Genomic DNA, 23,861 nt, shown 5'->3' on the forward strand with positions numbered 1-23,861 from the left:
TATCAACCATTAGGATAATCAAATTGTCTACAGTACTACGCAAATACGTTAAGATATTTTTTCGGAAGCAAAAATCATAAGGATTTATTTAGGTTCTGAGAGGCTGATCGCTCGTCCTTGAGCCTGCAATTTAGGAATTAAATAAAGATTTTGCAATAAAACTCCTGCACCAGCTACCCAAGGAGGAACAATTAATGCCCCCAAAATTCCTAAAATTTGAACTCCACTTAAAACCGCCAATAATTGGTATAAAGGAGAAACATTTACCGAAGATCCCACTAACAGAGGATCAAGCACATAGGTTTCTACATTTTGAATAAACAAAAATAGTAATAGAACCCAAAGAAACACCCACCCCCCTTGGGCGATTGCTACAATCAAAGCAGGAATTGAACCCAAAACTGGGCCGACAAAGGGGATTAAATTAGTAATTCCAGCAATAGTTCCTAAACCTAGAGCAAACTCGGAAATTCCTAGGAATCTTAGCCCCAAACTAATAGCTGACCCCAAAATAAATGAGATTAAAAGCCTCCCTTGAATATAACCTCCCATCCGTTGACTAATGGGAACTACCTGAGCTTCTAAACGTTCATTCCAAGGGTAAGGAAATAAATTTACAATGCCCCCAATTAATTTTTTTGACCCTGATAACATATAACCAGAGAGCAAAACCGCTAGAATTACGTTGAAAACTCCCCCCAGAATACCTCGTGTCACACCACCGACACCGATGATGAATTTTTGACTGTAGCTTAATGTCCAAGACACCAGAGACTGAATATCTAACAGTTGATTAATGAAATCGAGAACTTCAGGTTGAGTAAAACCCCGTATAGTAGCCCAGTTTTGGAACTCTATTTCTAAAATATCTAAATATACAGGTAATTTTTGTAATAACCGTTGGATTTGGGCAATAATTGTTGGACCTAGGATTAAAATAATTCCAGTCATTAAGGTTAATAAGCCTAAATATACAATAATTACAGCTAGCCAGGGGGTAATCCCTCGTTTTTCTAAATTTTTTACCAAAGGAGCTAGAGTAGAAGCAATAACCACCGCGATCATCAAAATTACCAAAAGATTCCGCAGTTGCCATAGTATAGTCAATAGCAAACCAGATCCTACTAGTAGTAGTAGGCTAGACGGAGAAATAGAAATTAGTCGCTTAGGTATCATAGTTTTATTAAACTCAAATTGGTTTATAAGAAGCTAGTTAGGTATTTCAAGCCACAACTATGGATCATCCCACTATAATTATCCCATTGTTGTTGTTACCAGTGATGTTTTTCCATCGTTGCCTCTTGAGTTTTTTCCATAAACCGACGGCGAATTTTTTAATATTTAGTCTATTATCTAGAGATAAATATTTTATTATTTAGCCATTTTGCATGGACTACATTAGTAATTAAAGGAGTTATGACAGCTCTTTTTATCGTCAATATTATCAGAATCATCGTCCGATTTATGATACAAAGAGTTTAAGGTTAAAGGACTATAAAAAAATAACCGATAGATATGTATGGTTGGTCTTAAAAGAAGCTGCAATAATTTTGTATAAATCATTTAATCTAAAATATTTTTTAACTTTATCATTAGTCACTGTAGCTCTTGACTGTTAGTGAAAATCTTTAGTTTTCAATTCTTCTATAATAGACTCATAAATATTGTTAATGGAACGGCAACGTATCCTTGTTCAACCAACTGGAATATTGAGGTTTTGCTCATTGAGCTAATTTTTTATTCTCATAAATAACCTGAAAAAAGTCTAAATTAATTTCATCCACTGCTATTATTGATTTTGTTTTAAATTTTTTATTTTCTAGACCATTAAACTTTTTAAGTTCTCTTCTGTTCTCATTTTCTATAAGTAGTCTATGGTTGTATCTGACATAACAACTAACCTTGATATAATCGTACTCTTTTTATAGATTGACACAATGATTGTTTACCTTGATAAATTACGGCGGTAATAAATTTATCAAGGTTGTTTGGAACTGATGCCAAGGAATAGAAAGATAACATTCCTCATACTGATTAAAACAAGTTTTAAAGTATCAAGAAATCTTCTAAACAATTTCTTCTTGAAGGGGTTTAAAATATCAGTATTTTTTTGGGGTTAAGATTTTATCCTTGATAGGATCTACAAATTTTATTGATAACTAAAATATTATTTACACCCAGTTTTTATAAACTGAGAGCTGTTGCTAATCTCACTGGGAAAAATCTAAATAATTAAAAAATTATAAACCTTTTTGGGTTAAGTATTAGACTTTAAAGTTATGTTGGTTACTCTCAATTATTTTAGACAGTAAGATAACTTTTTTAACAGATGGATTTTGTCATCAGCTAAAAAAACTAATTTTTAACTTGAATCTTCCTATTTTTCTTCTTATTTAAATTATCAATGTCAATGCTTGTTAGTCATTAATTTTCACAGCTCCTGCACGGCAATCTCGTAACCATAAACGAATACCTTGCCCAATTGGCCCATTACTAGCGTCTTTAGGAGGTAAGGGAAGACCTCCATCATCAAAAGACGCTAATTGGGAAAATAATATTACTGATCGCCACCCTTTCTCCGTTTGAGTTAGAAATAGCCAATAATAATTTTCTAGATGAACCAGACTTTCTTCTCCATATTGGCGTTCTAAGGTGGTAAAAAAGACTTGTTGAGTTGTATCTTCAAAAACAGGTTGATATTGCAGATTAGTCAGGGGTAATGGCTCAAATTCTGGACTCCCTGACACTAAAATATATAGTGATGGAGGAAAAGGACGATTACGTAATCTTTCTCGTTGAATCACCCTGTTAGCGTAACTAGGTAAATCTTTCAACATCAACTCAGTTAACCTTTCAAGATCGGATGGGCAAGAAGTTGACTTAGGATTGTTTTGAGAATAAACCTCTGATAATTGGCTTAAGCAACCTACTGTTATTAACAGTCCTATCAATGTTCGTCTCATCATCCTATTTCTAATTCTTCGCAAATTTTCTCCCATGCTGCTATTGGATCATTTGCCATTGTAATAGGACGGCCAATAACTAAATAATCTGCCCCCGCTTTTATTGCCTCCGAAGGAGTCATTACCCGTCGCTGATCTCCATTATAAAACCAACTTGGTCGTATCCCTGGACAAACCAGCAAGAAATCGTTCCCACATACCTGCCGTAGTTGACTGACTTCCCTAGGAGAACAAACTGCTCCATTTAAACCATACTTTTGGGCAAAAATAGCCATATATAGGACGTATTTGGGTAAATCTAGGGAAACTTTGAGGTCAAAAGCTAACTCTCGCACATTTAAACTAGTCAGCAAAGTTATGGCTAATAATTGAGGACGAGATGCAGTATTATTAATAGCTTTTGTAGCTGCTTTTAGGGCGGTTTGTCCTGCTGTGGCATGAAGGGTAAGAAAATCTACCCCATATTCACTGGCACTACGACAAGCTCCCGCTACAGTGTTAGGAATATCGTGGAATTTGAGGTCTAGAAAAATGCGTTTTTTTCGTTCTTTGAGAATAGTCAGAATACTTGGTCCAGTAGCTGTAAACAATTCTAGTCCTACTTTCCAAAAACTGACTTGAGGCAATTTATCTAAAAGCGTGATCGCCTCAGTTAAATTGGGAACATCTAGGGGAACAATAACCTGATTAGCCGGTGACATTATGTTTAGATGACGTCAATATAATTAACATACTAATCTTAAAAGTTGTAAATTGTCATTGACCATTCTCTTTCTCTCCTTAAAATCTAACCTAGATCAGTAGCTCTAAATAAACATAAAAAAACAATACATTTTGTGTTTTTATATTCTAAGCACTTATAGTTCAAATATTATTACTTTAATAGATATTTTTTATATAAATTATTTTGCGCAATACTTTAAACTGCTTTAGCCAAATTATCTCTAAACATCCTTACGTCAATTTTATTTACTTTTGTTTGCTGCCACTCTTCTTATATTATATTTTATCCTAGATTAGGAGGAGGTTTTTAAAACAATAGATACAACATTTTATCCTCTCATTGTTTCACTTTGACTCTAACTAAAATACTTGTATGCACTGAGTTATTATCAATAATGTTTATTTTATTCCTTTTTCTTTGCAATTTCTCTTTGGGTTACATACTGATATCATATTCTGTATTATTCTTTATTTTCACTTTTTAAAAAATTCTATAATCTTTTTTTTAGCATAATTTATATAAAAATAATTATCATAACTATTTTTATATAAGATGGTATTTCTGCCTAATCTACAATTTATTTGACTTTTTTTCTCTTGTATTTAAACACAAAATTTATAATCTTGTCAGGGAAAAATTTTTAAAATCGCTAGTAAACTTTAACAATACTTGTTCTTCTAATTGTATTATCTTAATTTTTAGGCACACTGGTATCTAAGTAATGATTGCTTGGTAGTTTTTTCTATTTAACATTTATTTAAACTCACTTACTTGGAGGTACCGCGATCGCCTATATTACTATTTGTCCCCGAATAGTTAATCTTATGCGAGTTGCCTTATTCACAGAGACCTTTTTACCCAAAATTGACGGAATCGTGACTCGTCTGCGTCATACCGTTGAACATTTGCAGCGTAACGGCGATCAAGTATTAGTTTTCTGTCCTGATGGAGGTGTCACTGAACACAAAGGAGCCAAAGTTCATGGAGTCAAAGGAATATCTCTTCCTCTGTACCCAGAATTAAAATTAGCCATCCCTACCCCCAGTGTCGGTAAAGCAATGGAACGATTTAAACCTAATTTAGTTCATGTGGTAAATCCTGCTGTTTTAGGATTAGGGGGAATTTATTATGCTAAAACAATGAATATTCCGCTTGTTGCCTCCTATCATACCCATTTACCCCAATATCTACAACATTACGGATTAGGTTCACTAGAAGGGTTACTCTGGGAATTATTAAAATTAGGGCATAATCAGGCACAATTAAACCTCTGTACCTCAACCGCTATGGTAAATGAATTAGTCACCCATGGTATTGAGCGAGTTGACTTATGGCAACGGGGGGTAGATACAGAAATGTTTCAACCTTATTTAAGCTCTCAACAGATGCGATCACGGTTATCAGAGGGACACCCTGAATATCCCTTATTGTTGTATGTCGGGCGAGTTTCCCCAGAAAAGCAAATTGAGAACATCAAACCTGTTCTGGAAGCTATTCCTGACGCTCGTTTAGCTGTTGTTGGGGATGGACCTCATCGAGAGGCGTTGAAAGTTCATTTTGCAGGGACTAAGACAAATTTTGTAGGTTATCTACAGGGGTTAGAGTTAGCTACCGCGTTTGCTTCATCAGATGCCTTTATTTTCCCTTCAAGAACAGAAACCCTAGGTTTAGTCTTATTAGAAGCCATGGCTGCAGGATGTCCAGTCGTAGCTGTTAATTCTGGGGGAATACCCGATATTGTTACTGATGGGGTTAATGGATATTTATTTGAGCCGGCTGATGCTGATGGGGCTATTGTTGCAACTCAACGCTTGTTGGCAGCAAAAGAGGACCGAGAAAAATTACGAGGAAATGCTCGTCTTGAGGCAGAACGTTGGGGTTGGGGAGCGGCTACTCGCCAGTTACGCGACTATTATCAAAAGATTCTTTATAAAGAGTCTTTATCAACTGCAGCTTAGATCAACTCTAAATAAATAAGTTCAAGAAAGAGACGTTTGAGCAAACGTCTCTACAAGGGTTATTCAACACAAAAAAGATTAAGGTTACAAAAACTAATTAGGACATTCTATCAATAATTTTCATAAGAATATTCATGCCACTTATTGCCTGCCAACCAAACAAACTAACAATCAGAATATTAAAGGTGATATGGGCATAACGGGCTAATTCATTACCTTTTTGCATGAGAGGGGAAAGGGAAGCAGAAATAGCGATAATTGTGGTTAGACTCAACCCAACTAATAAATGAGGACCGAAAAATAATTTCTCATTATTAATATATGTAATGGCCATTCCGCCCATGTTACCCATTACGATTAGGGACAATAGTAATGATCCTAGTTGGTAATGTCGAGTATTGAAGTATTTTAGTAGTAATTCTTTTTTAAGATCTTTATCGGCTGTCCGAGTTCGTCGCCATTGTATGCCTAAATATGAGGCATAAATGGTTAATCCGAATAATACCCACATCAGAATGGGATGGCCAAACTGTGACCAGATTTTAATAGGTTCTGGAATATCTACTGTCATGGATGGTTCCTCTCCCTAAAATGAATACTTTACATAAGTCAACTCATTACCTAACCTATCACAATCTGCACGGAAAGCGAGAACAACTAACGGCAATGCTCTCAATCTAAATTAAACACTTAGCTTGAGAGCATTAACTGGGACTTCGTCCCAAGAGTCTACAATTCTGATGTTGGCGATCCAACCTTCTTGTTTTTGTTGCTCACTTAAGTCTTTAAGCCAAGTTTTGTGGCATTCTTCTGCTGTTTCTTTATCACAACAAGCAATACAAGAATAAACAATTCCACAAGGATCGATTTGTTCATTAACCCAAATTATCATATTCAAGAATTATCCTAATGTTTATTGATATCTCTAATTAATTAGTTTATTACCCTTGAATAATCAATGAAGTGATGCTCAAGGGTAATAAACTAATTTAGCGCGGTTATTGGTTTCAGGTTTTCGAAGTAGGCTGCTAACATATTTTTCTAATGTCTTCATTAGATAACCCAGTTGTAAGTAATTGAACTTCTCGTGGAGTAAAGTAGAAATAATTGGCGATAGACTGATTTTTATTCTCTGTTTCTTGAGAGTAATTGTTTTTTTTTCCAAAAGACTTCCGTTTCAAAAACCCTAATTCAGATTAGATCATTTGAGTTTATTCTACAAGATTTCGGACTACTGCCTTGAGTTCTTTCATTTCAAAGGGTTTAAGAAGATAAACCTCACACCCCACCTCATATCCTTGAATTCGTTCTCCCGTACTATCTCGTTCGGTCAGAAAAATCACTGGTAAAAGACGTAATTCTGGTAATCGCCGTAGATGGCGAACTAAAGTATAGCCATCTTTTTGTGGCATTTTAATATCGGATATGAATAAATGAGGACGATATGCCCCTAAAAGAGACAAGGTTTCTTGTCTCTTTTAGACAGTTATGACAGAATAACTCTAAAGTTCTAAATAATCTTTGACAGCTAATCGAACTCCTGGATCATCATCAGCTATTAAGATCAATAACGGCATAAATACAAAGCAGTCCAGTCTTTACTCTTACTAACAATCTAGAATTAGTAAGCTTATAGGGTTATATTACCATTAGCGGTGGAGAATCTACAGAAAAGCTTTGAGGGAACTCGGAGTATGATCTTTGATCTAATCAAAGAAACATTAGATGACTTTAGGCTTCTGATTTATATCTAAACAAAGGCTTCTAGCAAAATTTAAGATCCTTTGTTTCGCATTATGAGTTGGAGAGACTCTAGATTTTATCCAACGAATAGTAATAGTACTAGTACCGGAAAATATTTTATCACTAGACCGACACTAAGTAACCTTGCATCGAATTTAGTTATTTTTTTGTAAAATAGCAATTAATTAATCTTTTCAGTTACAAATGAGGAAACCCTTGTCGACTATTCTCTGGTTGATTGATAATCATTGATATTAATGGGGAATTAAATAAATGGCTATTAAATTTACTAAGTATCATGGATTGGGCAACGATTTCATTTTGATTGATAATCGTTTGAGTAATTCACCGTTAGTGTCTCCAGAGCAGTCCGTTAAAATGTGTGATCGCCATTTTGGAATTGGGGCAGATGGGGTTATTTTTGCTCTTCCAGGAATAGGCAATACCGACTACAGCATGCGGATTTTTAATCCTGATGGTTCTGAACCCCAAATGTGTGGTAATGGAATTCGCTGTCTAGCCCGCTTTATTGCTCAGCTAGAAGGTGGAGAAACTCTAGGAAAAACTTATTCTATTCACACCCCAACTGGAGTAATTTCCCCTCGTTTAGAAGCTGAAGGACAAGTGAGAGTCAAAATGGGACCCCCTTATCTATTGGCCCATGAAATTCCCACCACTTTAGGAAATCCTAACGAAACAGTGATTAATCAACCCCTAGCTGTAGCCGGAAAACTTTGGTTAGTCACCTGTGTAAGTATGGGCAACCCCCACTGTATTACTTTTGTTGACGATGCATCAGCAATTGATTTAGCTGTCTTGGGACTTCAATTTGAATACCATCAAATGTTCCCTGAGCGAATCAATACCGAATTTATCGAGGTAGTTCGTCCTGATTATCTAAAAATGCGGGTTTGGGAAAGAGGTGCAGGGGCTACCTTAGCCTGCGGAACAGGCGCCTGTGCATCCGTGGTGGCTGGGGTGTTGACCAAAAACTGTGTTCGCAATTGTACAGTAGAATTACCAGGAGGCTCTCTGATGATTGAATGGTCTGAAGCCGATAATCAACTTTATATGACGGGACCGGCTCAAATAGTGTTCACAGGAAGTTATTAAAAGTAATTTTTAAAGATATAATAAGTTCAGAAATGTTACGATGAAGGATCGTTTAGAAGAAAGAAATAGATTAATGTCTCCCTTACCTGACTATCGACCTCAAAAACTTTCCCTCGGTCATCTGGAAGCCGAAATTTTAGAGATTATTTGGGACTTAGAGACGGCAACGGTGAAGCAGATTCATGATCGCATTTTATCTGATCCTGAACGAGAGTTGGCTTATGCTTCTGTCACTACCGTTTTACATCGTCTTACTCAAAAAGGATGGCTAGAATACTCTAAAAAAGGGCGAGCTTTTTCTTGGCATCCCCTTGTATCTCGCGAACAAGCGCGGGCCATACAGGCTTATGAGCAATTGCAGCAATTTTTAGCTATTAGTAATCCTGATATCGTGGCAGCCTTTGCGGATAGTTTAGATACAGCTAGTCTAGAACAGTTAGATGCGATTGCGTCTCGTTTACAAACTATTCGTCGTCAACGAGAAGAGACTTAAGTTATGCATTTATTAATCATAGTAGTAGCTTTAATTTTGGCTTGGAGTATTCGTCTTTATACCCCTTTATCTCATATTCCTTGGACAACTCGCTGGCAGCGATCACTATTTTGTTTTGTATTTTCTCCTTTGTTATTATTGATGACGGCGATCGCTGTCGTGGTGATGGGATGTCACGGAACAATGCTAGGATGGCAGTCTGGTTGGTATGGTTACTTATTTGCAATAGGCTTTCTTATTTTTACTGCCACTTCTATCGTGAAATTGTTTTTTCAAGGATGGCAATCTATCCAAACAACCAATAAGTATCCTCAAAAAACTATCGAAGGAAAGACTGTAAGACTTCTTGATACTTCTTTTCCCTACAGCGCACAGGTTGGTTTTTGGAATTCTAAATTGGTCATTAGTCAAGGACTTTTAGATACCCTAGATAAGGACCATTTCAGTGCAGTTGTTGCCCATGAAGAGGCTCATACTCAGTACCGAGATACTTTTTGGTTTTTTATATTAGGTTGGCTAGGTTATATTAGTCCTTGGTTGCCCAATACTGATGAGCTATGGCAAGATTTATTATTGTTACGAGAAATTCGGGCTGATCGACGAGCTTCTCAACAGGTAGACCCTTTATTAATTGCCGAATCATTAGTAATTATCGCTCAAAAAATACATACAATTTCAGGAAATATAACAACAGGAATTATGGAAGTTGCCTTCCATGATAAGACTATTTCTGGTCGTATAAATGAACGAATTGATGCTTTATTAAGTGAGTCAGAAAATTTAATCAATACTTCCTGGAAGTTGAGTTATATTTTATTAACTTTAGCTCCATTAATTTTGATTCCTTTTCATGGCTAGATTAGTAAATTTTAGAGATATTTCGTTTTTTTAGTCAAATTTTCTAAAATTTAAACTATTGTAAAAAACATAGTTCCATAATTTTAGTTTTTTATTCTGAAAAATTAGCGATCAATAAAAATATAGTTTTAGTTAGATGAAGTCAATATATTAACAACTTTTTGGGAAACTTTTTGTTATTAAGACTAATAAAATATACAGCATTATTCAGTAATATACATATTTTTTCGCTATTTTTCTAATCAATTGAGAATTTAATTCTGTATTTTTTTCGTAAAATTTTGGGTTTTTAATAGTAGATATTCTATAAATAAAGAAAAACCTAAGTATTTTAAATAAAAATCAATTATTTACTAAAAAAATAATATTAAAACTTTAATTTTTTAAAAGAAATTTAATATTATTTAGCTAGATACTACTGTTACTAATTATTAGTGTTACTTGTATTAAGTATTTTGAGCTTTTCAAAAAAGAATAAACCTAAAATAAATTTATTTAAATCATAAATTAAAAGACTATAGTATTTAATACTAAAATAAATTATTTTTTGCCATAATATTGATTATTATTAAATCAGAAATAACAAAATAATAAGTAAGCATCAACGATAACGCTAAAATATTTTTTAGTATCTACATCTATTTTATAAGTTTAAAAATAGAAAACTTTCAATTTATCCGCCCAATCTATATATTGAAAAATTTTCTATTTTATTCGATTTAAATATAATATTTGTGCGCTTATTTTTATCATGAAGTAATTTGTTGGCTCACGGATGAACTTTAATAGTTCTTGTTCCCCTAATTCTGTTAGCCTAATTTTTAGGCAGGACAGTATGTAGTTACTGCTTTTTTGAAGACGCAACATATAGTTTAATCAACAGAGATAACGAACTCAGTTCAACCTTATTAATTCACAATCAATTTAGTATATCTCAATCAGACCTAATTGTAGATTGACGACAGACCCTAGCAGTCAATGATGAGGTGAGTCATAATAGGGTCAGCGTCCTAGTCTTTTCCACGACAGGTCAGTAAGTCATTTAACCGTAGTATCGTGTCTAATCAATGGCAAAAGAACCATTAATTGAACTTAAAGGAGTCAGTAAAACTTTTAGTGATCAAGTCATTCTCGATCAAATTGACTTGACCATTTATCGAGGGGAGGCACTTGTAATTATTGGACCTTCAGGAACTGGTAAATCAACAATTTTGAGGCTTATAGCTGGATTAATCTCGATAGATGCCGGAGAAGTTTATATCAAAGGAAAACTACGCAAAGGACTGATCGATGATGGCAATAAACCCATGAGAATTGCTCTCGTTTTTCAGCAAGCAGCCCTTTTTGACTCTCTCAATGTTGATGAAAATGTAGGATTTTTCCTTTACGAACATTCTAAACTCCCTCGTCAAAAAATTCGTCAATTAGTTGAAGAAAAATTAGCGATGGTGGGGTTACAGGGAATAGCTACTCGATACCCTTCTCAACTTTCTGGAGGAATGCGTAAGCGAGTTAGTTTTGCTAGGGCTTTGATTGCCGATCCTGATAATCCAGTTGATAACCCTGAAATTGTTCTCTATGATGAGCCAACAGCAGGATTAGACCCGATTTCCTCCACTATTATTGAAGATTTAGTACGCCGTCTTCAAAAAAGCTCTGGGGGATGTGATACGTATGTTATGGTCAGTCACCAAAATAGTACTATTCGTCGGACTGCTGATCGCGTAATTTTTCTCTATGGGGGTAAAATCCAATGGGAAGGTGCAGTTGACGAGATCGATAGTAATGATAACCCTCTGATGCGACAATTTTTCAGTGCTAGTGTTCAAGGCCCAATTCGAGTCATCGATTAAGCTATATAGGAGGAAATTTATTCAATGAAACATATCTAAGTAATTGTCCTTCATATTCTTAGACAAAGTGAGGAGAAACCATGCTACGAATGCGAACCATTCAAGAAGGCTCTGTGGGCTTATTTGCTCTCTTGGGACTAGTTTTATTTGGAGGACTGGTAATCTGGTTACGCGGGGGAGTCTTAGGTAAAAAAAGCTATCAAATTCAGGCTACTTTCAAAGATGTAAGTAGTCTACAAATTGGGGCTCCTGTGCGTTATCGAGGGGTGGCAGTGGGAAAAATTGCTGGACTTCAACCTAGAAGCAATGGAGTCAAGGTATTGCTTGAACTTTCTTCTACTGACTTACGGATTCCCAAAAACTCTAAAATACAGATTAACCGCTATGGACTGATTGGAGAAGCTTCAGTCGATATTACTCCATCGATAAACTTGTCTGAACAAGCCTTAGCTATTGACCCCACCAGTGCTGAATGTCTCGATAAAAGTTTGATTATTTGTGACAGTGATGAGATGACAGGAGAAACCGGTTCTCAATTATTAGAAGCGTTAACTAAACTTAGTAACGCTTATAGTGATCCCAAATTTGTCAAAAATCTCAGTAATGCTTTTGCTAGTGTTTCCGTTGCTGGGAGCAAAGTTGCTAAATTAACCGATGAAATAAGTCTTTTTTCTAAAACTGCTCGTCAAGAAGTTGGAGGTACTTCTGAGGCTATTGGAAAGATTAATCAGGCAGCTCGGGATGCCTCTCAATTAATGCGTACTGTTAATACAGTAGTTGATGAAAACCGTAATGATCTCAATCGAGTGATTAATAATATGGCAAACTTAGTGGCTAATCTAGATGGATTAGTAGCAGAAAGTAGGGAAAATGTTATTCACACGTTAAATAGTTTGGAAAAAACTAGTGATCAAGTGCGGACTATTGCCATTGATCTAGGAAAAACCGTTAATCAAGTAAACCAAGGACTAGATTCGATAGATACCCAACAAATTGCCAGAGATTTAGAATTTTTAATGGCCAATGCGGCTGAAATGTCAGAAAATTTACGAGATGTCTCAAAATCGATTAGTGATCCTCAAGTTATTTTAACTGTTCAAAAAACCCTGGATTCAGCACGAGTTACTTTTGAAAATGCCCAAAAAATTACCTCAGATGTAGAAGAACTTACCGGAGATTCTACCTTGAGAAATAATGTGCGTAAGTTAGTAAATGGATTGAGTAACTTGGTTTCTTTTACTAATCAATTTGAACAACAACTTTATACTGCTCAACTAATGGAGTCAGTAACAGCACAGTTAGAATATAACATGGATGTGCAAAGGAGTTTAGCTGATTCAAATATTCCTAATCAAGAAAAAAGTTTTTTCCCTAAAAAACCTATTTCTAAAGTTTTTCTTGTGTCTCCTGCTACAACATCACTTAAACAATTAAATAATCCTCTTGAGATAGTTGCTCCTGTGAATAATTCAAAAAAAATTCAAGAAGAATAAACTTTAAATATCAAGTTAAATTTGAGGCTTAATAATTATGTTAGATAGTTCTAATAAACTTAGATAACTGTCTGTTTAATTATTCCTGGAACCCTAACTAATCTCCATATTCATTGTTAGAATAAATAATGGAGCACCCTAAGGACAGTAATAATGGACTTGGATTTCGATTACTGTTGAAATGACAGAAAATTAGGTAGATAAGATTGAAAAGCGCTATCTAACTCCTTAGTTTCTCAAGGAGATTACTATCAATTTACCTTTTTTTTAACCATACTTTGGAAAACCTATCGCAATATTGCCCTTATAATGAGAGTTGGTTAACCTTAGTAGAACTTGTTATTATCTTGAGAGGAGTTACCAAAAAACAGTGTTTGTTCTCAATGGCTACGAATATTTACTTGGATTTTTACTTGCATCTAGTTTGGTCCCCATTCTTGCCCTCACCGCCTCAAAACTTTTACGTCCCAGTAGAGGGGGACCCGAAAGAGTTACCACCTATGAGTCGGGAATGGAACCTATTGGCGGTGCTTGGATTCAATTCAACATTCGCTATTACATGTTCGCGTTGGTGTTTGTCGTATTCGACGTAGAAACTGTTTTTTTGTATCCCTGGGCAGTAGCGTTTAATCAATTAGGACTGTTAGCTTTTGTGGAAGCCCTGATTTTTATCGCGATTCTAGTAATCGCCCTAGTTTATGCCTGGCGTAAAAGTGCACTCGAATGGTCCTAGCATCAGCGATCAATTGGGAATTGTTCATTGTTCATTGATAATTATCAAACCATGAGTCCTAATATTACCCTCGATTTAGCTGCCATTGAGCAGCAACAAAAAGAAAAAATTCTCAATCCTATTGCTCGCAGTCAAGTTACTCAAGACCTCTCAGAAAATATCATCCTTACTACCGTAGATGATTTACATAACTGGGCGCGTTTGTCAAGTATTTGGCCCCTATTGTACGGAACAGCCTGCTGTTTCATTGAATTTGCTGCTTTACTTGGCTCTCGCTTTGATTTTGATCGTTTTGGACTAGTTCCTCGTTGTAGTCCTAGACAAGCAGATTTAATTATTACCGCTGGAACCGTCACAATGAAAATGGCTCCGGCATTGGTGCGTCTCTATGAAGAAATGCCTGATCCTAAATATGTAATTGCTATGGGTGCTTGTACCATTACAGGAGGAATGTTCAGCAGTGATTCTACAACAGCCGTGAGAGGAGTTGATAAGTTAATTCCTGTAGACGTATACATTCCAGGCTGTCCTCCTCGTCCAGAAGCGATTTTTGATGCAATTATCAAACTTCGTAAAAAAATCTCTAACGAAACCATTCAAGAACGAGCAACGCTAATGGAGCAGACTCACCGTTACTATAGTACAACCCACAATATGAAAGTGGTTGACCCAATTTTAACGGGTAAATATCTACAAACTGAGAATCGTCAGGCTCCCCCCAAAGAATTAACTGATGCGATCGGTATGCCTGTTCCCCCCGCTTTAGCGTTCGAGAAACAAAAGAAGGAAATTGAACATGGTTGAAGAAGATAAGCCAGATAATACCCCTGAAGCTGAAAAAACAGCTGTTGTTAAAACTGGTCTAGTTTCCAGTTGGTTAATGGAAAACGGCTTTAAACATGAAGCCCTTGAGCCAGATCATCTAGGTGTAGAACTGATTAAAGTGGAATCAAAATTCTTAATTCCTCTAGCTACTGCGCTCTATGCCTACGGATTTAATTATCTTCAATGTCAAGGAGCGTTTGATTTAGGGGCAGGGAGAGAGTTAGTAAGTTTCTATCATCTCATTAAGGTTGCTGATAATAGTGATCGCCCTGAAGAGATTCGGATTAAAGTTTTTTTACCTAGGGATAATCCCCGTGTTCCTTCAGTTTACTGGATCTGGAAAGCCTCAGATTGGCAGGAACGGGAAAGTTATGATATGTATGGCATTATTTATGAAGGACATCCTGACCTGAAACGGATTTTAATGCCTGAAGATTGGGTGGGTTGGCCATTACGAAAGGATTACGTTTCCCCAGACTTTTACGAGTTACAAGACGCTTATTAAAGTCTCATTAACAGATTATTAATCCCTTCTGTTTTGTTCAGTTTATCTAACAATCAGAGGGGTTATTTGTGAAAATTTTAACTCTTTATATCAAAATTAATGTTCTTTATTAACTAAATAGATACAAGAAAAATCTAAAAATAGAGGATAAACTTATGAGCTTTCTCGTGAATAACACCTAACATCTCACTATAAAAGGTATTTATAATGTTTAATTTTCCCAGAACCTGTCCTATCCTATTCAAAATAACAGCTATTTCAATTTATTTTTAATTTAAACTTATATCTTATTAATGTTTCCATGGTAAATAAAATACATAAAAAAATATTTAATTTAACAATTAATTCTCAAGGAGTTGAGAGCATTATTGCTGAACTTTAATTCGAATAAAGGCTATAAATTTTCTTTTAGTCTTAGTTCCTTATTTTTCAGCATTGCAAATACTGTAGAGTAAAGAAAAATACCAATATCAACCAAGTAAAAGTGCCAAAAATAAGCGCTACGAGACAATTTTCTTATTTAAGCCAATCATAAACTGAAGGCATTTTTGGGGCCCAATTATCCATTTCAAGTAATTTTTTAATGGTACAATCAAGAAAATTTTCACAAACAATAACTTGTTTAAGATTTAAGGATAAACCTATGTACCAAGTCATAATTTTACAAAGCCGAAGAAAAGAAAGTAAATTTATCAATAAGAAAAGGTTGTCTTTCTAGACAACCTATAGATTTAAACATTTAGTTTTGTAAACTAAAGTAAGTCTTAAAGAAGAAGATTTATTTTCAGTATAATTTTCGTTCACTTCTATCGTAATTTTATTAACAGTTGAGTTGAGGTGCAAACAGCAATATGTTGCTTATCGATTTCTTCATCATTCTCCTTATTGATACTTAAACGTTCACAGAGAATAGTATCTGAGAAAATGGCACTTGCCATTATTGCGGTATGAATTTATAATAATGCTTGAGCCACAGATTTAGACATCAGCTGTTGTCCAGGAAAGACAACTCTCTCAAAATACCAATTTGGAACATTTGCAATCCGAACAACTTGAATTTGACTTGTTGCGTTTACATAGCAACAAAGGATAATTCTCTTTTGTACAGTTGGAAGGTAATTGAGGATCTGATCCAGAGTAATAGTAATTGAGGCAATGTGAAATCCAATTTTTCATTTCTTCTCTACCCTAACATTCAGCTATCTCAACCGACTTTGATTAATATTACATTCAATATTTTTATCTTACAAACCAGGACACATTTAAAGAAGTAATGTACTTCCAACTTAGACAAAATTCAAAGGAAATCTTTTTTAATTGTTCGTTAAAATTATTAATTTTTGTTAATTTAAATATTTTGTTTAAGATTAGCTAAGTTAAATTCACACTCTTTATTCTTAGATTTAAATTCACCCTTGCTATCTACTCATAATCTCGTTAAAGTTAAAGATATATTAGAAAGTTATCACCTCTCTTAAAAAGTTTATTAGATACTGCAGTGATTCTAGGATTGTCTATTATTGCCTAGCCTAAACTGTTCTTAATCCCTAATTTGCGAGTAAATAACTCTGCCAAACTAATGTTTAGGACGGATTTTACAATGACACAGCGTATTCTCTATGTTCGTCTTCCCTGTAATCCCATTTTTCCTATTGGCGTTGTCTATTTATCTGATCATGTTCACAAGTTTTTTCCTGAAATTAAGCAAAAAATTCTTGATTTTGGAACAATTCCACCATTAGAATTCAAAAAAACTTTATATAATTGTATCGATGAGTTTAAACCAACTTTGCTAGTGTTTTCTTGGCGAGATATCCAAATTTATGCACCCGTTGGTGGTAGAGCAGGTAATCCCCTACAAAATGCTTTTGAGTTTTATTACGCTAAAAACCCTCTACTTTGTTTACGAGGAGCATTAGGTGGCTTAAAAGTAACTATGGCTTATTACGGTGAAATATGGCGAAATATAGGAATGATTCAGAGTGGACTTAAACGGGCAAAACAATATCATCCAGAAGTACGTTTAGTTGTAGGAGGCGGTGCAATCAGTGTGTTTTATGAGCAGTTAAAATCCAATCTTCCCAAGGGAACTATTGTTTCAGTGGGTGAGGGAGAAACTTTACTTCAAAAACTGTTGCAAGGGAAAGATTTTTCGCAGGAGCGTTGTTATGTTGTGGGAGAGAATGCTCCCCGTAAAAAATTAATCCATGAACCACCAACACCTATTGAAAAAACTGCTTGTAATTACCAATATATTCAGAGTATTTGGCCTGAATTTAACTATTATCTTCAAGAAAATGATTTTTACATTGGAGTACAAACTAAGCGAGGTTGTCCCCATAACTGTTGCTATTGTATCTATACAGTAGTAGAAGGAAAACAAGTTAGAATAAACCCCGTTGATGAAGTAGTCAAGGAAATACGCCAACTTTATGATCGAGGAATTCGTAATTTCTGGTTTACTGATGCCCAGTTTATTCCTGCTCGTAAATTTATTAAAAATACCGAAGAATTATTACAAGAAATTCTTAATTCTGGGATGAAAGACATTCATTGGGCAGCTTATATTCGAGCAGACAATTTAACTCCAAAATTGTGCGATTTGATGGCTAAAACAGGGATGAATTATTTTGAAATTGGTATTACTAGTGGATCACAAAAATTAGTTCGTAAGATGCGAATGGGCTATAAGTTGCGGACAGTTTTACAAAATTGTCGCGATCTTAAAAGGGCAGGATTTAATAGTATAGTATCAGTTAATTATTCTTTCAATGTAATTGATGAAACCTTTGACACCATTCGAGAAACTATCGCTTATCATCGAGAATTAGAAAATATTTTTGGAGTTGATAAGGTAGAACCTGCTATTTTCTTTATTGGGTTACAACCCCATACTCATCTCGAAGAATATGCTTTGGAAAATAATATTCTTAAACCTGGATATAATCCTATGAGTTTGATGCCTTGGACAGCTAAGAAATTACTTTGGAATCCTGAACCTTTGGGATCATTTTTCGGAGAGGTTTGCTTAAAAGCATGGAAAGAAAATTCTAACAATTTTGGAAAGGAAGTTATGAAAATTCTAGAACAAAAGTTAGGAAAAGCTGATTTAGAAGAGTCCTTAACTGCCCCTCTTGAAAAGTAGAAAAAATATTTAACAGTAGCTTAGTTTATAACTTAATATAGAGAAAATACTTCAACCTTTACCAATTGTTGTTAACAGTAGCATAGATTAAATAGCTAAAATCTTATTAAAATCAGTATTATACTTTTTATATAGTGATATATCATTTTTATGAGCTTGTCATCATTTAAATGAATAACTATCTTTTAGAGTGGATAAACAGACATAGTCTAGGGTAAAAATATTAAAAATTCATATTCTTTTACACTTATCTCAAGATAATTTATTTTTTGATGATTCCCTAATTACTAAGATAATTTTCTAGTTATTAGGTTTAATCGGATTATTTTTTGTCATTACTTTGATGATTATATATGATATTTTGAGTATAAATAATTATACTTTTGTTTCTGTAAAGATAACTGTATTTTGTGAGTTTAAATAAAAACTAGTATGATTCCTTGACTTTATTAGATAAATATTTTTAAAAAAGTCTTTTCTTAAGTTTAGATATTATTTAATAGGGGTAATAACAAGTAAATCAATAATATTAATTATAGTAAATCTATATTTTAACAAAAATATATAGACATAACATTTAACTATTAATAATAGGCTTATCAAAATCTATTAAGCTTGAGATGATATTAGATGTTAAACTCAGTCTAATGAATGAGATTCTAAATTTAGAAAACCTTAGCATTACTTATCATCAGATTTAAGATGGGATAGAAATTATTTTATTCGTCAAAAAAATAGATTCAATAGATACAAATTTTGATTATGATTAAATAATCAAAAAACTTCATCAAAATAATAAATTAACTATCGTATATTTACTGAAGAAAAAGCAAGCGATGTATCTCAATTTTATATAAAAACGAGTTTCTAGAAGAATTAAATTTTTCAATAAAACCCGAATATAAAATAAAATATTTAAGATAAAAATTGTTTAAAACTTTTTAGAATAGTGATGTCAATAATGTATTTAAAATGGATAAAGTAAGTGAACAAAAAATAAAAAAATACTCGCAAGTTAGATAAAATATTACAGATTTAAAAACCTCAGATATTAAAAATACTGACATTGAGTGAAATTGCTGTGATAATAAATTCAATATCTATACTTTCCTAAAAAATCACATAAATTTCACTCATTATTATTAATTAAATTCTCAATTCCTTCTTTTATATAGCTAAAAATATTGCAATAATTTAGCATAACTTATTTCATTTTACTAATTGTTTTGAAATACTCATTTACCTAAGGCTCACCTATTAAGGTTCATAATCTGTTTACTGGCTCTAATTTTTAAGAGTCAGGCAGCAAACATTTGCTGATAACTTATGAATAAATTTTTTTATTTTTGCCATGAAATTAGCTGTCATTATCTTCTATCAATAAGACTTTTTTTTAGATATATCTACATCTTTAGCTAAATGTTAATCAATTAAATTTATAAATTTTGTATTTACTCTTAGAATTTAATTCCATAAGATTTGTTTTATTCGTGGCTTGACATATCCATAAATATATGGGAATTTATAGCCCTAGACTACCATAGCAGTTTATCTTTCTCCAATGTGACTCCAAACTTTTCTTCTGATTGTTTTGAATTCTACTCCAGGTTCATCAAAAAATAATATATCTATATTTACTTATGGATATTGTTTTAGGTTGTTAACTTATAAATAGAAATTTTAAATAAATTTCCTTTTTTTAAAAGGGTTTCTATTTTGACGTTTTAGTCTCAGACTCTGAGAAGAATATCTAAGCTTTCCTTAAGTGATTCTATTCTTTTTAGGTTTAAACTTTTTAAACACAATTTGTTTTTATCTAGCGAACTGCTTTCAATTTGATTTATATTTTTTCATATACTGATTTTATAGTGGTTTTTATTTAGTAAATTCAAGTTAATAAATAAAAAAATCTTAGTTTCACTAAAAAGTGAAGTCGTACTACATAGATATTTCTGCTAAAGTTATAAAAACTAACAATAAGACTAACCAATCAACTCCAACACTAGCAGAATATTTTTAAGTCAGTAATAGTTCAGTAAATCTTCTTCTTAGATATTAGGAGGTAATAAACAGTATAAATCTATTACCTTATAGCCGGCTAAAATTTCCTTTCGTTGAAATAAAACAATTTATAGAACAAGATAACGATGTTATTTTGTGAGAACCAAGTATTCACCTGTACAAAAAATAGGTATTGCAATTAGCATTTCTGTCATATGTCGTTGATAGGTGTCAAACGTCGAGATGGGGATATTTAGATAACACTTGGACAACTTAAACTTTCATACCTAGTCTTTATTGACAGAAAAACCTAAGGTTTAGTTAGCTATTATTCGTCAGTGCACCAGAGCAACTAAAGAGAAAAAAGCTTATAGAAAATAATTAAATATATCGAATAAAAAATATTACGTTAATTGGAGCACTTGCTAAACTGGGTTTTTTCACTTTTTTACTTTTGAACGATGGAAAAAAAAGAAATTTTTTTTACTAATGAAATAAAAGTACTGATATTGTAATTGTGTCCGGGTGATTATTTTGTTATCAACAATTTACCGGCTCATAAAGTAAAAAAAAGTTAGAGACATGATTCAATTTATAGAAATACAAGTCTAATTTTTACCCTCTTATTCTTTAATTTTTAATTCTATTAAAAACTGCTGGTCAAAAATAAAAAAATATTTGATAACTATAAAATTATAGAGTTCTCAATAGGGCTGTCAATAATTAGTTTTAATTGGTAAGGTAATTTTTAACGTTGTTTATCAGTTAATAAAAGTATTTTTCCTCATCTTTATCTTTCTTTTTAATTATTTCCTTTAAACTTTTAATCTATTTTTCTAGCAATTCACTTTATTTCTTTGGAATTTTCTTTCTATTAAGAACAGTTTATTCTTACAGCAAATGCGTCATTTATGATAGTTAACTTTTGAGATATTCTTGAGGATAAATATTATCTTCTTAATCCTACATGATTTTGCTTTTTTAGGTGTTTATTATTTAGCTAAAGTTGACTAGAATAAAAAGATGAATAAATTTTTTATAGATCATTTGTATCTAAATTTGGTTTCTCTTAATTATAAGTTGGTTGTTGCTACTAAATTTAGTATTATTCAAAGAGAATAAAGTTTGTATGTAGTGCTAATTCTTTTGCAGAAAGAAGTAATCATAAGGACCATAGAAAAAATGATATTACTAGGTTTCTTAAAAATACACCGATTACAAAAGTAATTTAGAACTATGTCTTGAGGAAGATTAAGACTGGGTATACAGTCCCATTCAAATTAGCTAACTGATGTAACAACGCTTGTTTATTACAACTGATTACTAATTAACTTAGTAAGAGTCTTTTCTCTATTGATAGGTAGGAATCAATTTTTTATATAAATATTTTTTATACATAATTTTCGATAATTATTGAAAGTTAATATATTGGTTAAAACAGATTGCAGACTAAATTAACTTTATTAAAAACCAAATCAAGATAGAAAAATTACTTTACCGTCTAGCTAAGAAACAAGTTTTTTGATAATTTCTACTTTTTAAAAAACTTGTTTCTTAAAAAGATGTTTAACTTTCAGTCACAAGTTCAGGGTATAAACCTAATTCTTTAGATAACTGACGGGCAAGAAAAATCAAGAACTTTGCTCCATCTTGATTTCCTTCATGAGCTTGTGCAGTAGCAACTTCCATTAGTGTTTGAACAAAATCTGCATCAATTAAACTCTTGTTAGCATCTAACACGTCCGGTTCTTGTCCATTGGGACAACCGACTAAATCCTCAATTAGTTGAAAATATTGCTGGCGACGAGATTCTGTCATAGGAATGGTTCTCCTTCGGTAAATATTCTGGGTTAAACTTAACTTACTTAATAGTCGTCTTCGTCAAGGGATTTGCTTAAAACTTCAAACACTGTTGCAGCACAAGATTCTCTATTTTTATCAATTTCTTTCACCCTTTTAGTTATCAGTTTGGCTTCTTCAAGTTGCCCAAGTTTAGCAAGAATAAACCCTTGCGCCGCATAGGCATTTATATACAGTCGGATAGATGAATCATACTGACGATTGACTAATATGGGCTTTAGTTGTTCCCATTGTAGCGGAAGATTTTCTGTCTCTTCGATAATTTTTAAGATTTTCTTTGCAATCTCGAGAGCAATTTCGGATTTTCTTTTATAAAAGAAGAAACGATAAGCTCCTGTTAAAACATCAAGGTTATTTTCAGCCTTCTTTAGAGCTTCATGTATATATTGCTCTGCTAATATTGTATTTTCCCAATTGTTAGAGGCTAAAATCAATAAAGTTTTTACATCTTCCGATACGTTGTACCAGGATAGTTGATCTTGAGTTACTACCATAATGCATCCTGAAATTCTATTATTATCTTAACATTTATACCAAAAATAAGTATCAAAATCTCTACTTTAGAGACCGCTTATAATGTACATCTTAAAAGTATTATAGGGTATGTTATGCTATTTCAATAAAAAGATTTTAGCCATTATATATAAAATAGAAAATAGGAGTCTTAGTTTTATATTTTAGATAGAGAAGTTAGACTAGTTTAAAATGAATTTAGCACAAATACTTATGGTTAAAATAGATAAAAACCAGGAAACGGATTGAGATAATCTTCTTTTTAAGTCAAAAAAGTGTATAAAGTCCAAAAATATAAAATCTTTTTAAAAAGTTTAACTGTTAATATCTTGCTGTCATAGTTGATTAAATTTATTTTTGTTTGATTAAATTATCTATCAGATAAAAGGAAAGAATTAGATGCAGGTCATACAATATTATATATGGTTATAACTGCTAATTTTGTCTTTTTTAGAGTATTAAATTTTAACAAAGTGGGTAAAATAAAAAGATAATACTTTCATTCCATCTTAATTCTAAAAATTTTTTTATTTTTACTAGTTAAATGCAAATTTAAAAAACATTAATTTAAATATCAACAAGGTTTTAAAATGTTAACAACGTATTAAAATAATTAAAATAGATAAGATTATTAACTATGATAAGTATTTATTTGAATGATTACATTAATTATTCAAATAAGTGTAAAAATATATTACATCATCAATCTAGAGCTAAAATTAACTATATCTTAATATAAGAAGACTTAGTAATACTGTAAAAGCTTAGCTATAAAAATATGGTTGTTAATAAATATAGCCTCAGTCATAAAATACCTAAATACGAATCAATACATTATAAGTGCAAGTATAAAAAAAATACATTATTAAGACATAATATATCTTTATTTATAAGTAAATTATTATGCAGTAAAAATTCATAATAAATCTAAAAAATAATAGCTAATAATAATATTGTTATCTCCAAAAATAAATTAAATAAAAAAGTAGAAAAGATAATAATAAGTTTTTTTATAAAAATAAAGTATAAAGTACAAATAATAATATTTTTAATTTTTAAAAATCAAATATAGCCAATAGTA

The 23,861-nt window shown here is 32.7% G+C and carries 19 protein-coding genes and 1 pseudogene; 10 read left to right on the forward strand and 10 right to left on the reverse strand.

The features are described 5' to 3' along the window. Positions 1-84: 84 nt before the first annotated feature. The 3 genes from ETSB_RS06415 to pyrF all read right to left on the reverse strand — a co-directional run bounded on the left by ETSB_RS06415 (position 85) and on the right by pyrF (position 3,664). Positions 85-1,176, reverse strand: coding sequence for an AI-2E family transporter (locus ETSB_RS06415; RefSeq protein ID WP_044106985.1), 1,092 nt, complete (start codon positions 1,174-1,176; stop codon positions 85-87). Between the two features lie 1,241 nt (positions 1,177-2,417). Next, positions 2,418-2,966: a hypothetical protein gene (locus tag ETSB_RS06420; protein ID WP_044106987.1), complete on the reverse strand. Its 549-nt coding sequence runs from the start codon at positions 2,964-2,966 to the stop codon at positions 2,418-2,420. Continuing rightward, positions 2,963-3,664 carry an orotidine-5'-phosphate decarboxylase gene (gene pyrF / locus ETSB_RS06425; RefSeq protein ID WP_044106988.1) on the reverse strand — a complete coding sequence of 234 codons (702 nt, stop codon included), beginning with the start codon at positions 3,662-3,664 and terminating at the stop codon, positions 2,963-2,965. The genes ETSB_RS06420 and pyrF overlap by 4 nt, the downstream gene beginning before the upstream one ends. A gap of 847 nt (positions 3,665-4,511) precedes the next feature. Between pyrF and ETSB_RS06430 the strand changes: the two genes are divergently transcribed. Then, positions 4,512-5,645 carry a glycosyltransferase gene (locus ETSB_RS06430; RefSeq protein ID WP_044106990.1) on the forward strand — a complete coding sequence of 378 codons (1,134 nt, stop codon included), beginning with the start codon at positions 4,512-4,514 and terminating at the stop codon, positions 5,643-5,645. Between the two features lie 97 nt (positions 5,646-5,742). Here the strand turns inward: ETSB_RS06430 and ETSB_RS06435 are convergent, their stop codons facing one another. From ETSB_RS06435 to ETSB_RS06445, 3 genes and pseudogenes are all read right to left on the reverse strand, one after another. Then, complete coding sequence (locus ETSB_RS06435) at positions 5,743-6,216, reverse strand: DUF4079 domain-containing protein (protein ID WP_044106991.1); 474 nt, start codon at positions 6,214-6,216, stop codon at positions 5,743-5,745. Between the two features lie 111 nt (positions 6,217-6,327). Beyond that, a complete protein-coding gene (locus tag ETSB_RS06440; RefSeq protein ID WP_044106995.1) occupies positions 6,328-6,537 on the reverse strand; it encodes a hypothetical protein in 210 nt (69 codons plus the stop codon). Positions 6,538-6,578: 41 nt separating this feature from the next. Next, positions 6,579-7,135, reverse strand: a pseudogene (locus tag ETSB_RS06445) (response regulator). 526 nt (positions 7,136-7,661) lie between these two features. Here ETSB_RS06445 and dapF point away from each other — a divergent pair. From dapF to ETSB_RS06485, 8 genes are all read left to right on the forward strand, one after another. Beyond that, entirely contained in the window at positions 7,662-8,501 is an 840-nt protein-coding gene (dapF, locus tag ETSB_RS06450) for a diaminopimelate epimerase (protein WP_044106999.1), read from the forward strand. Positions 8,502-8,574: 73 nt separating this feature from the next. Then, entirely contained in the window at positions 8,575-8,994 is a 420-nt protein-coding gene (locus ETSB_RS06455; RefSeq protein ID WP_044107668.1) for a BlaI/MecI/CopY family transcriptional regulator, read from the forward strand. Positions 8,995-8,997: 3 nt separating this feature from the next. Beyond that, positions 8,998-9,852 carry a M56 family metallopeptidase gene (locus ETSB_RS06460; protein WP_044107000.1) on the forward strand — a complete coding sequence of 285 codons (855 nt, stop codon included), beginning with the start codon at positions 8,998-9,000 and terminating at the stop codon, positions 9,850-9,852. Positions 9,853-10,919: 1,067 nt separating this feature from the next. Next, the gene (locus ETSB_RS06465; protein WP_044107001.1) at positions 10,920-11,705 is read left to right on the forward strand and encodes an ABC transporter ATP-binding protein; all 786 of its coding nucleotides are present in this window, start codon (positions 10,920-10,922) and stop codon (positions 11,703-11,705) included. Positions 11,706-11,785: 80 nt separating this feature from the next. Then, positions 11,786-13,198 (forward strand): MlaD family protein, encoded by a 1,413-nt coding sequence (locus tag ETSB_RS06470; RefSeq protein WP_070104603.1) that lies wholly within the window; start codon positions 11,786-11,788, stop codon positions 13,196-13,198. A 370-nt stretch (positions 13,199-13,568) separates the two neighbouring features. Continuing rightward, a complete protein-coding gene (gene ndhC / locus ETSB_RS06475) occupies positions 13,569-13,931 on the forward strand; it encodes a photosynthetic/respiratory NAD(P)H-quinone oxidoreductase subunit C (protein ID WP_044107003.1) in 363 nt (120 codons plus the stop codon). Between the two features lie 51 nt (positions 13,932-13,982). Then, positions 13,983-14,735, forward strand: a complete 753-nt coding sequence (locus ETSB_RS06480; protein WP_044107004.1) for an NADH dehydrogenase subunit K — start codon at positions 13,983-13,985, stop codon at positions 14,733-14,735. Beyond that, positions 14,728-15,261, forward strand: a complete 534-nt coding sequence (locus ETSB_RS06485; protein ID WP_044107005.1) for an NAD(P)H-quinone oxidoreductase subunit J — start codon at positions 14,728-14,730, stop codon at positions 15,259-15,261. Before ETSB_RS06480 ends, ETSB_RS06485 begins: the two co-directional genes overlap by 8 nt. Before the next feature lie 806 nt (positions 15,262-16,067). Here ETSB_RS06485 and ETSB_RS10925 read toward each other — a convergent pair. Further along, positions 16,068-16,199, reverse strand: coding sequence for a hypothetical protein (locus ETSB_RS10925; RefSeq protein WP_408643755.1), 132 nt, complete (start codon positions 16,197-16,199; stop codon positions 16,068-16,070). 15 nt (positions 16,200-16,214) lie between these two features. Next, on the reverse strand, positions 16,215-16,430 hold the full coding sequence (locus ETSB_RS10930; RefSeq protein ID WP_408643898.1) for a DUF1830 domain-containing protein: 216 nt from the start codon (positions 16,428-16,430) through the stop codon (positions 16,215-16,217). Positions 16,431-16,861: 431 nt separating this feature from the next. On the opposite strand from ETSB_RS10930, the gene ETSB_RS06490 reads away from it, so the two are divergent. After that, entirely contained in the window at positions 16,862-18,406 is a 1,545-nt protein-coding gene (locus ETSB_RS06490; protein WP_044107006.1) for a photosystem II high light acclimation radical SAM protein, read from the forward strand. Between the two features lie 3,567 nt (positions 18,407-21,973). Here ETSB_RS06490 and ETSB_RS06495 read toward each other — a convergent pair. Beyond that, entirely contained in the window at positions 21,974-22,225 is a 252-nt protein-coding gene (locus tag ETSB_RS06495) for a hypothetical protein (protein WP_044107007.1), read from the reverse strand. 47 nt (positions 22,226-22,272) lie between these two features. Next, positions 22,273-22,761, reverse strand: coding sequence for a hypothetical protein (locus tag ETSB_RS06500; protein WP_044107009.1), 489 nt, complete (start codon positions 22,759-22,761; stop codon positions 22,273-22,275). Positions 22,762-23,861 lie beyond the last annotated feature (1,100 nt).

Source organism: cyanobacterium endosymbiont of Epithemia turgida isolate EtSB Lake Yunoko (assembly GCF_000829235.1).
GTDB lineage: Bacteria > Cyanobacteriota > Cyanobacteriia > Cyanobacteriales > Microcystaceae > Rippkaea.

Coding starts and splice junctions, on each gene's coding strand:
- ETSB_RS06415 (WP_044106985.1), bottom strand. CDS start 1,176: ATGATACCTAAGCGACTAATTTCTATTTCTCCGTCTAGCCTACTACTA.
- ETSB_RS06420 (WP_044106987.1), bottom strand. CDS start 2,966: ATGATGAGACGAACATTGATAGGACTGTTAATAACAGTAGGTTGCTTA.
- pyrF (WP_044106988.1), bottom strand. CDS start 3,664: ATGTCACCGGCTAATCAGGTTATTGTTCCCCTAGATGTTCCCAATTTA.
- ETSB_RS06430 (WP_044106990.1), top strand. CDS start 4,512: ATGCGAGTTGCCTTATTCACAGAGACCTTTTTACCCAAAATTGACGGA.
- ETSB_RS06435 (WP_044106991.1), bottom strand. CDS start 6,216: ATGACAGTAGATATTCCAGAACCTATTAAAATCTGGTCACAGTTTGGC.
- ETSB_RS06440 (WP_044106995.1), bottom strand. CDS start 6,537: ATGATAATTTGGGTTAATGAACAAATCGATCCTTGTGGAATTGTTTAT.
- dapF (WP_044106999.1), top strand. CDS start 7,662: ATGGCTATTAAATTTACTAAGTATCATGGATTGGGCAACGATTTCATT.
- ETSB_RS06455 (WP_044107668.1), top strand. CDS start 8,575: ATGTCTCCCTTACCTGACTATCGACCTCAAAAACTTTCCCTCGGTCAT.
- ETSB_RS06460 (WP_044107000.1), top strand. CDS start 8,998: ATGCATTTATTAATCATAGTAGTAGCTTTAATTTTGGCTTGGAGTATT.
- ETSB_RS06465 (WP_044107001.1), top strand. CDS start 10,920: ATGGCAAAAGAACCATTAATTGAACTTAAAGGAGTCAGTAAAACTTTT.
- ETSB_RS06470 (WP_070104603.1), top strand. CDS start 11,786: ATGCTACGAATGCGAACCATTCAAGAAGGCTCTGTGGGCTTATTTGCT.
- ETSB_RS06480 (WP_044107004.1), top strand. CDS start 13,983: ATGAGTCCTAATATTACCCTCGATTTAGCTGCCATTGAGCAGCAACAA.
- ETSB_RS06485 (WP_044107005.1), top strand. CDS start 14,728: ATGGTTGAAGAAGATAAGCCAGATAATACCCCTGAAGCTGAAAAAACA.
- ETSB_RS10925 (WP_408643755.1), bottom strand. CDS start 16,199: ATGGCAAGTGCCATTTTCTCAGATACTATTCTCTGTGAACGTTTAAGT.
- ETSB_RS06490 (WP_044107006.1), top strand. CDS start 16,862: ATGACACAGCGTATTCTCTATGTTCGTCTTCCCTGTAATCCCATTTTT.
- ETSB_RS06495 (WP_044107007.1), bottom strand. CDS start 22,225: ATGACAGAATCTCGTCGCCAGCAATATTTTCAACTAATTGAGGATTTA.
- ETSB_RS06500 (WP_044107009.1), bottom strand. CDS start 22,761: ATGGTAGTAACTCAAGATCAACTATCCTGGTACAACGTATCGGAAGAT.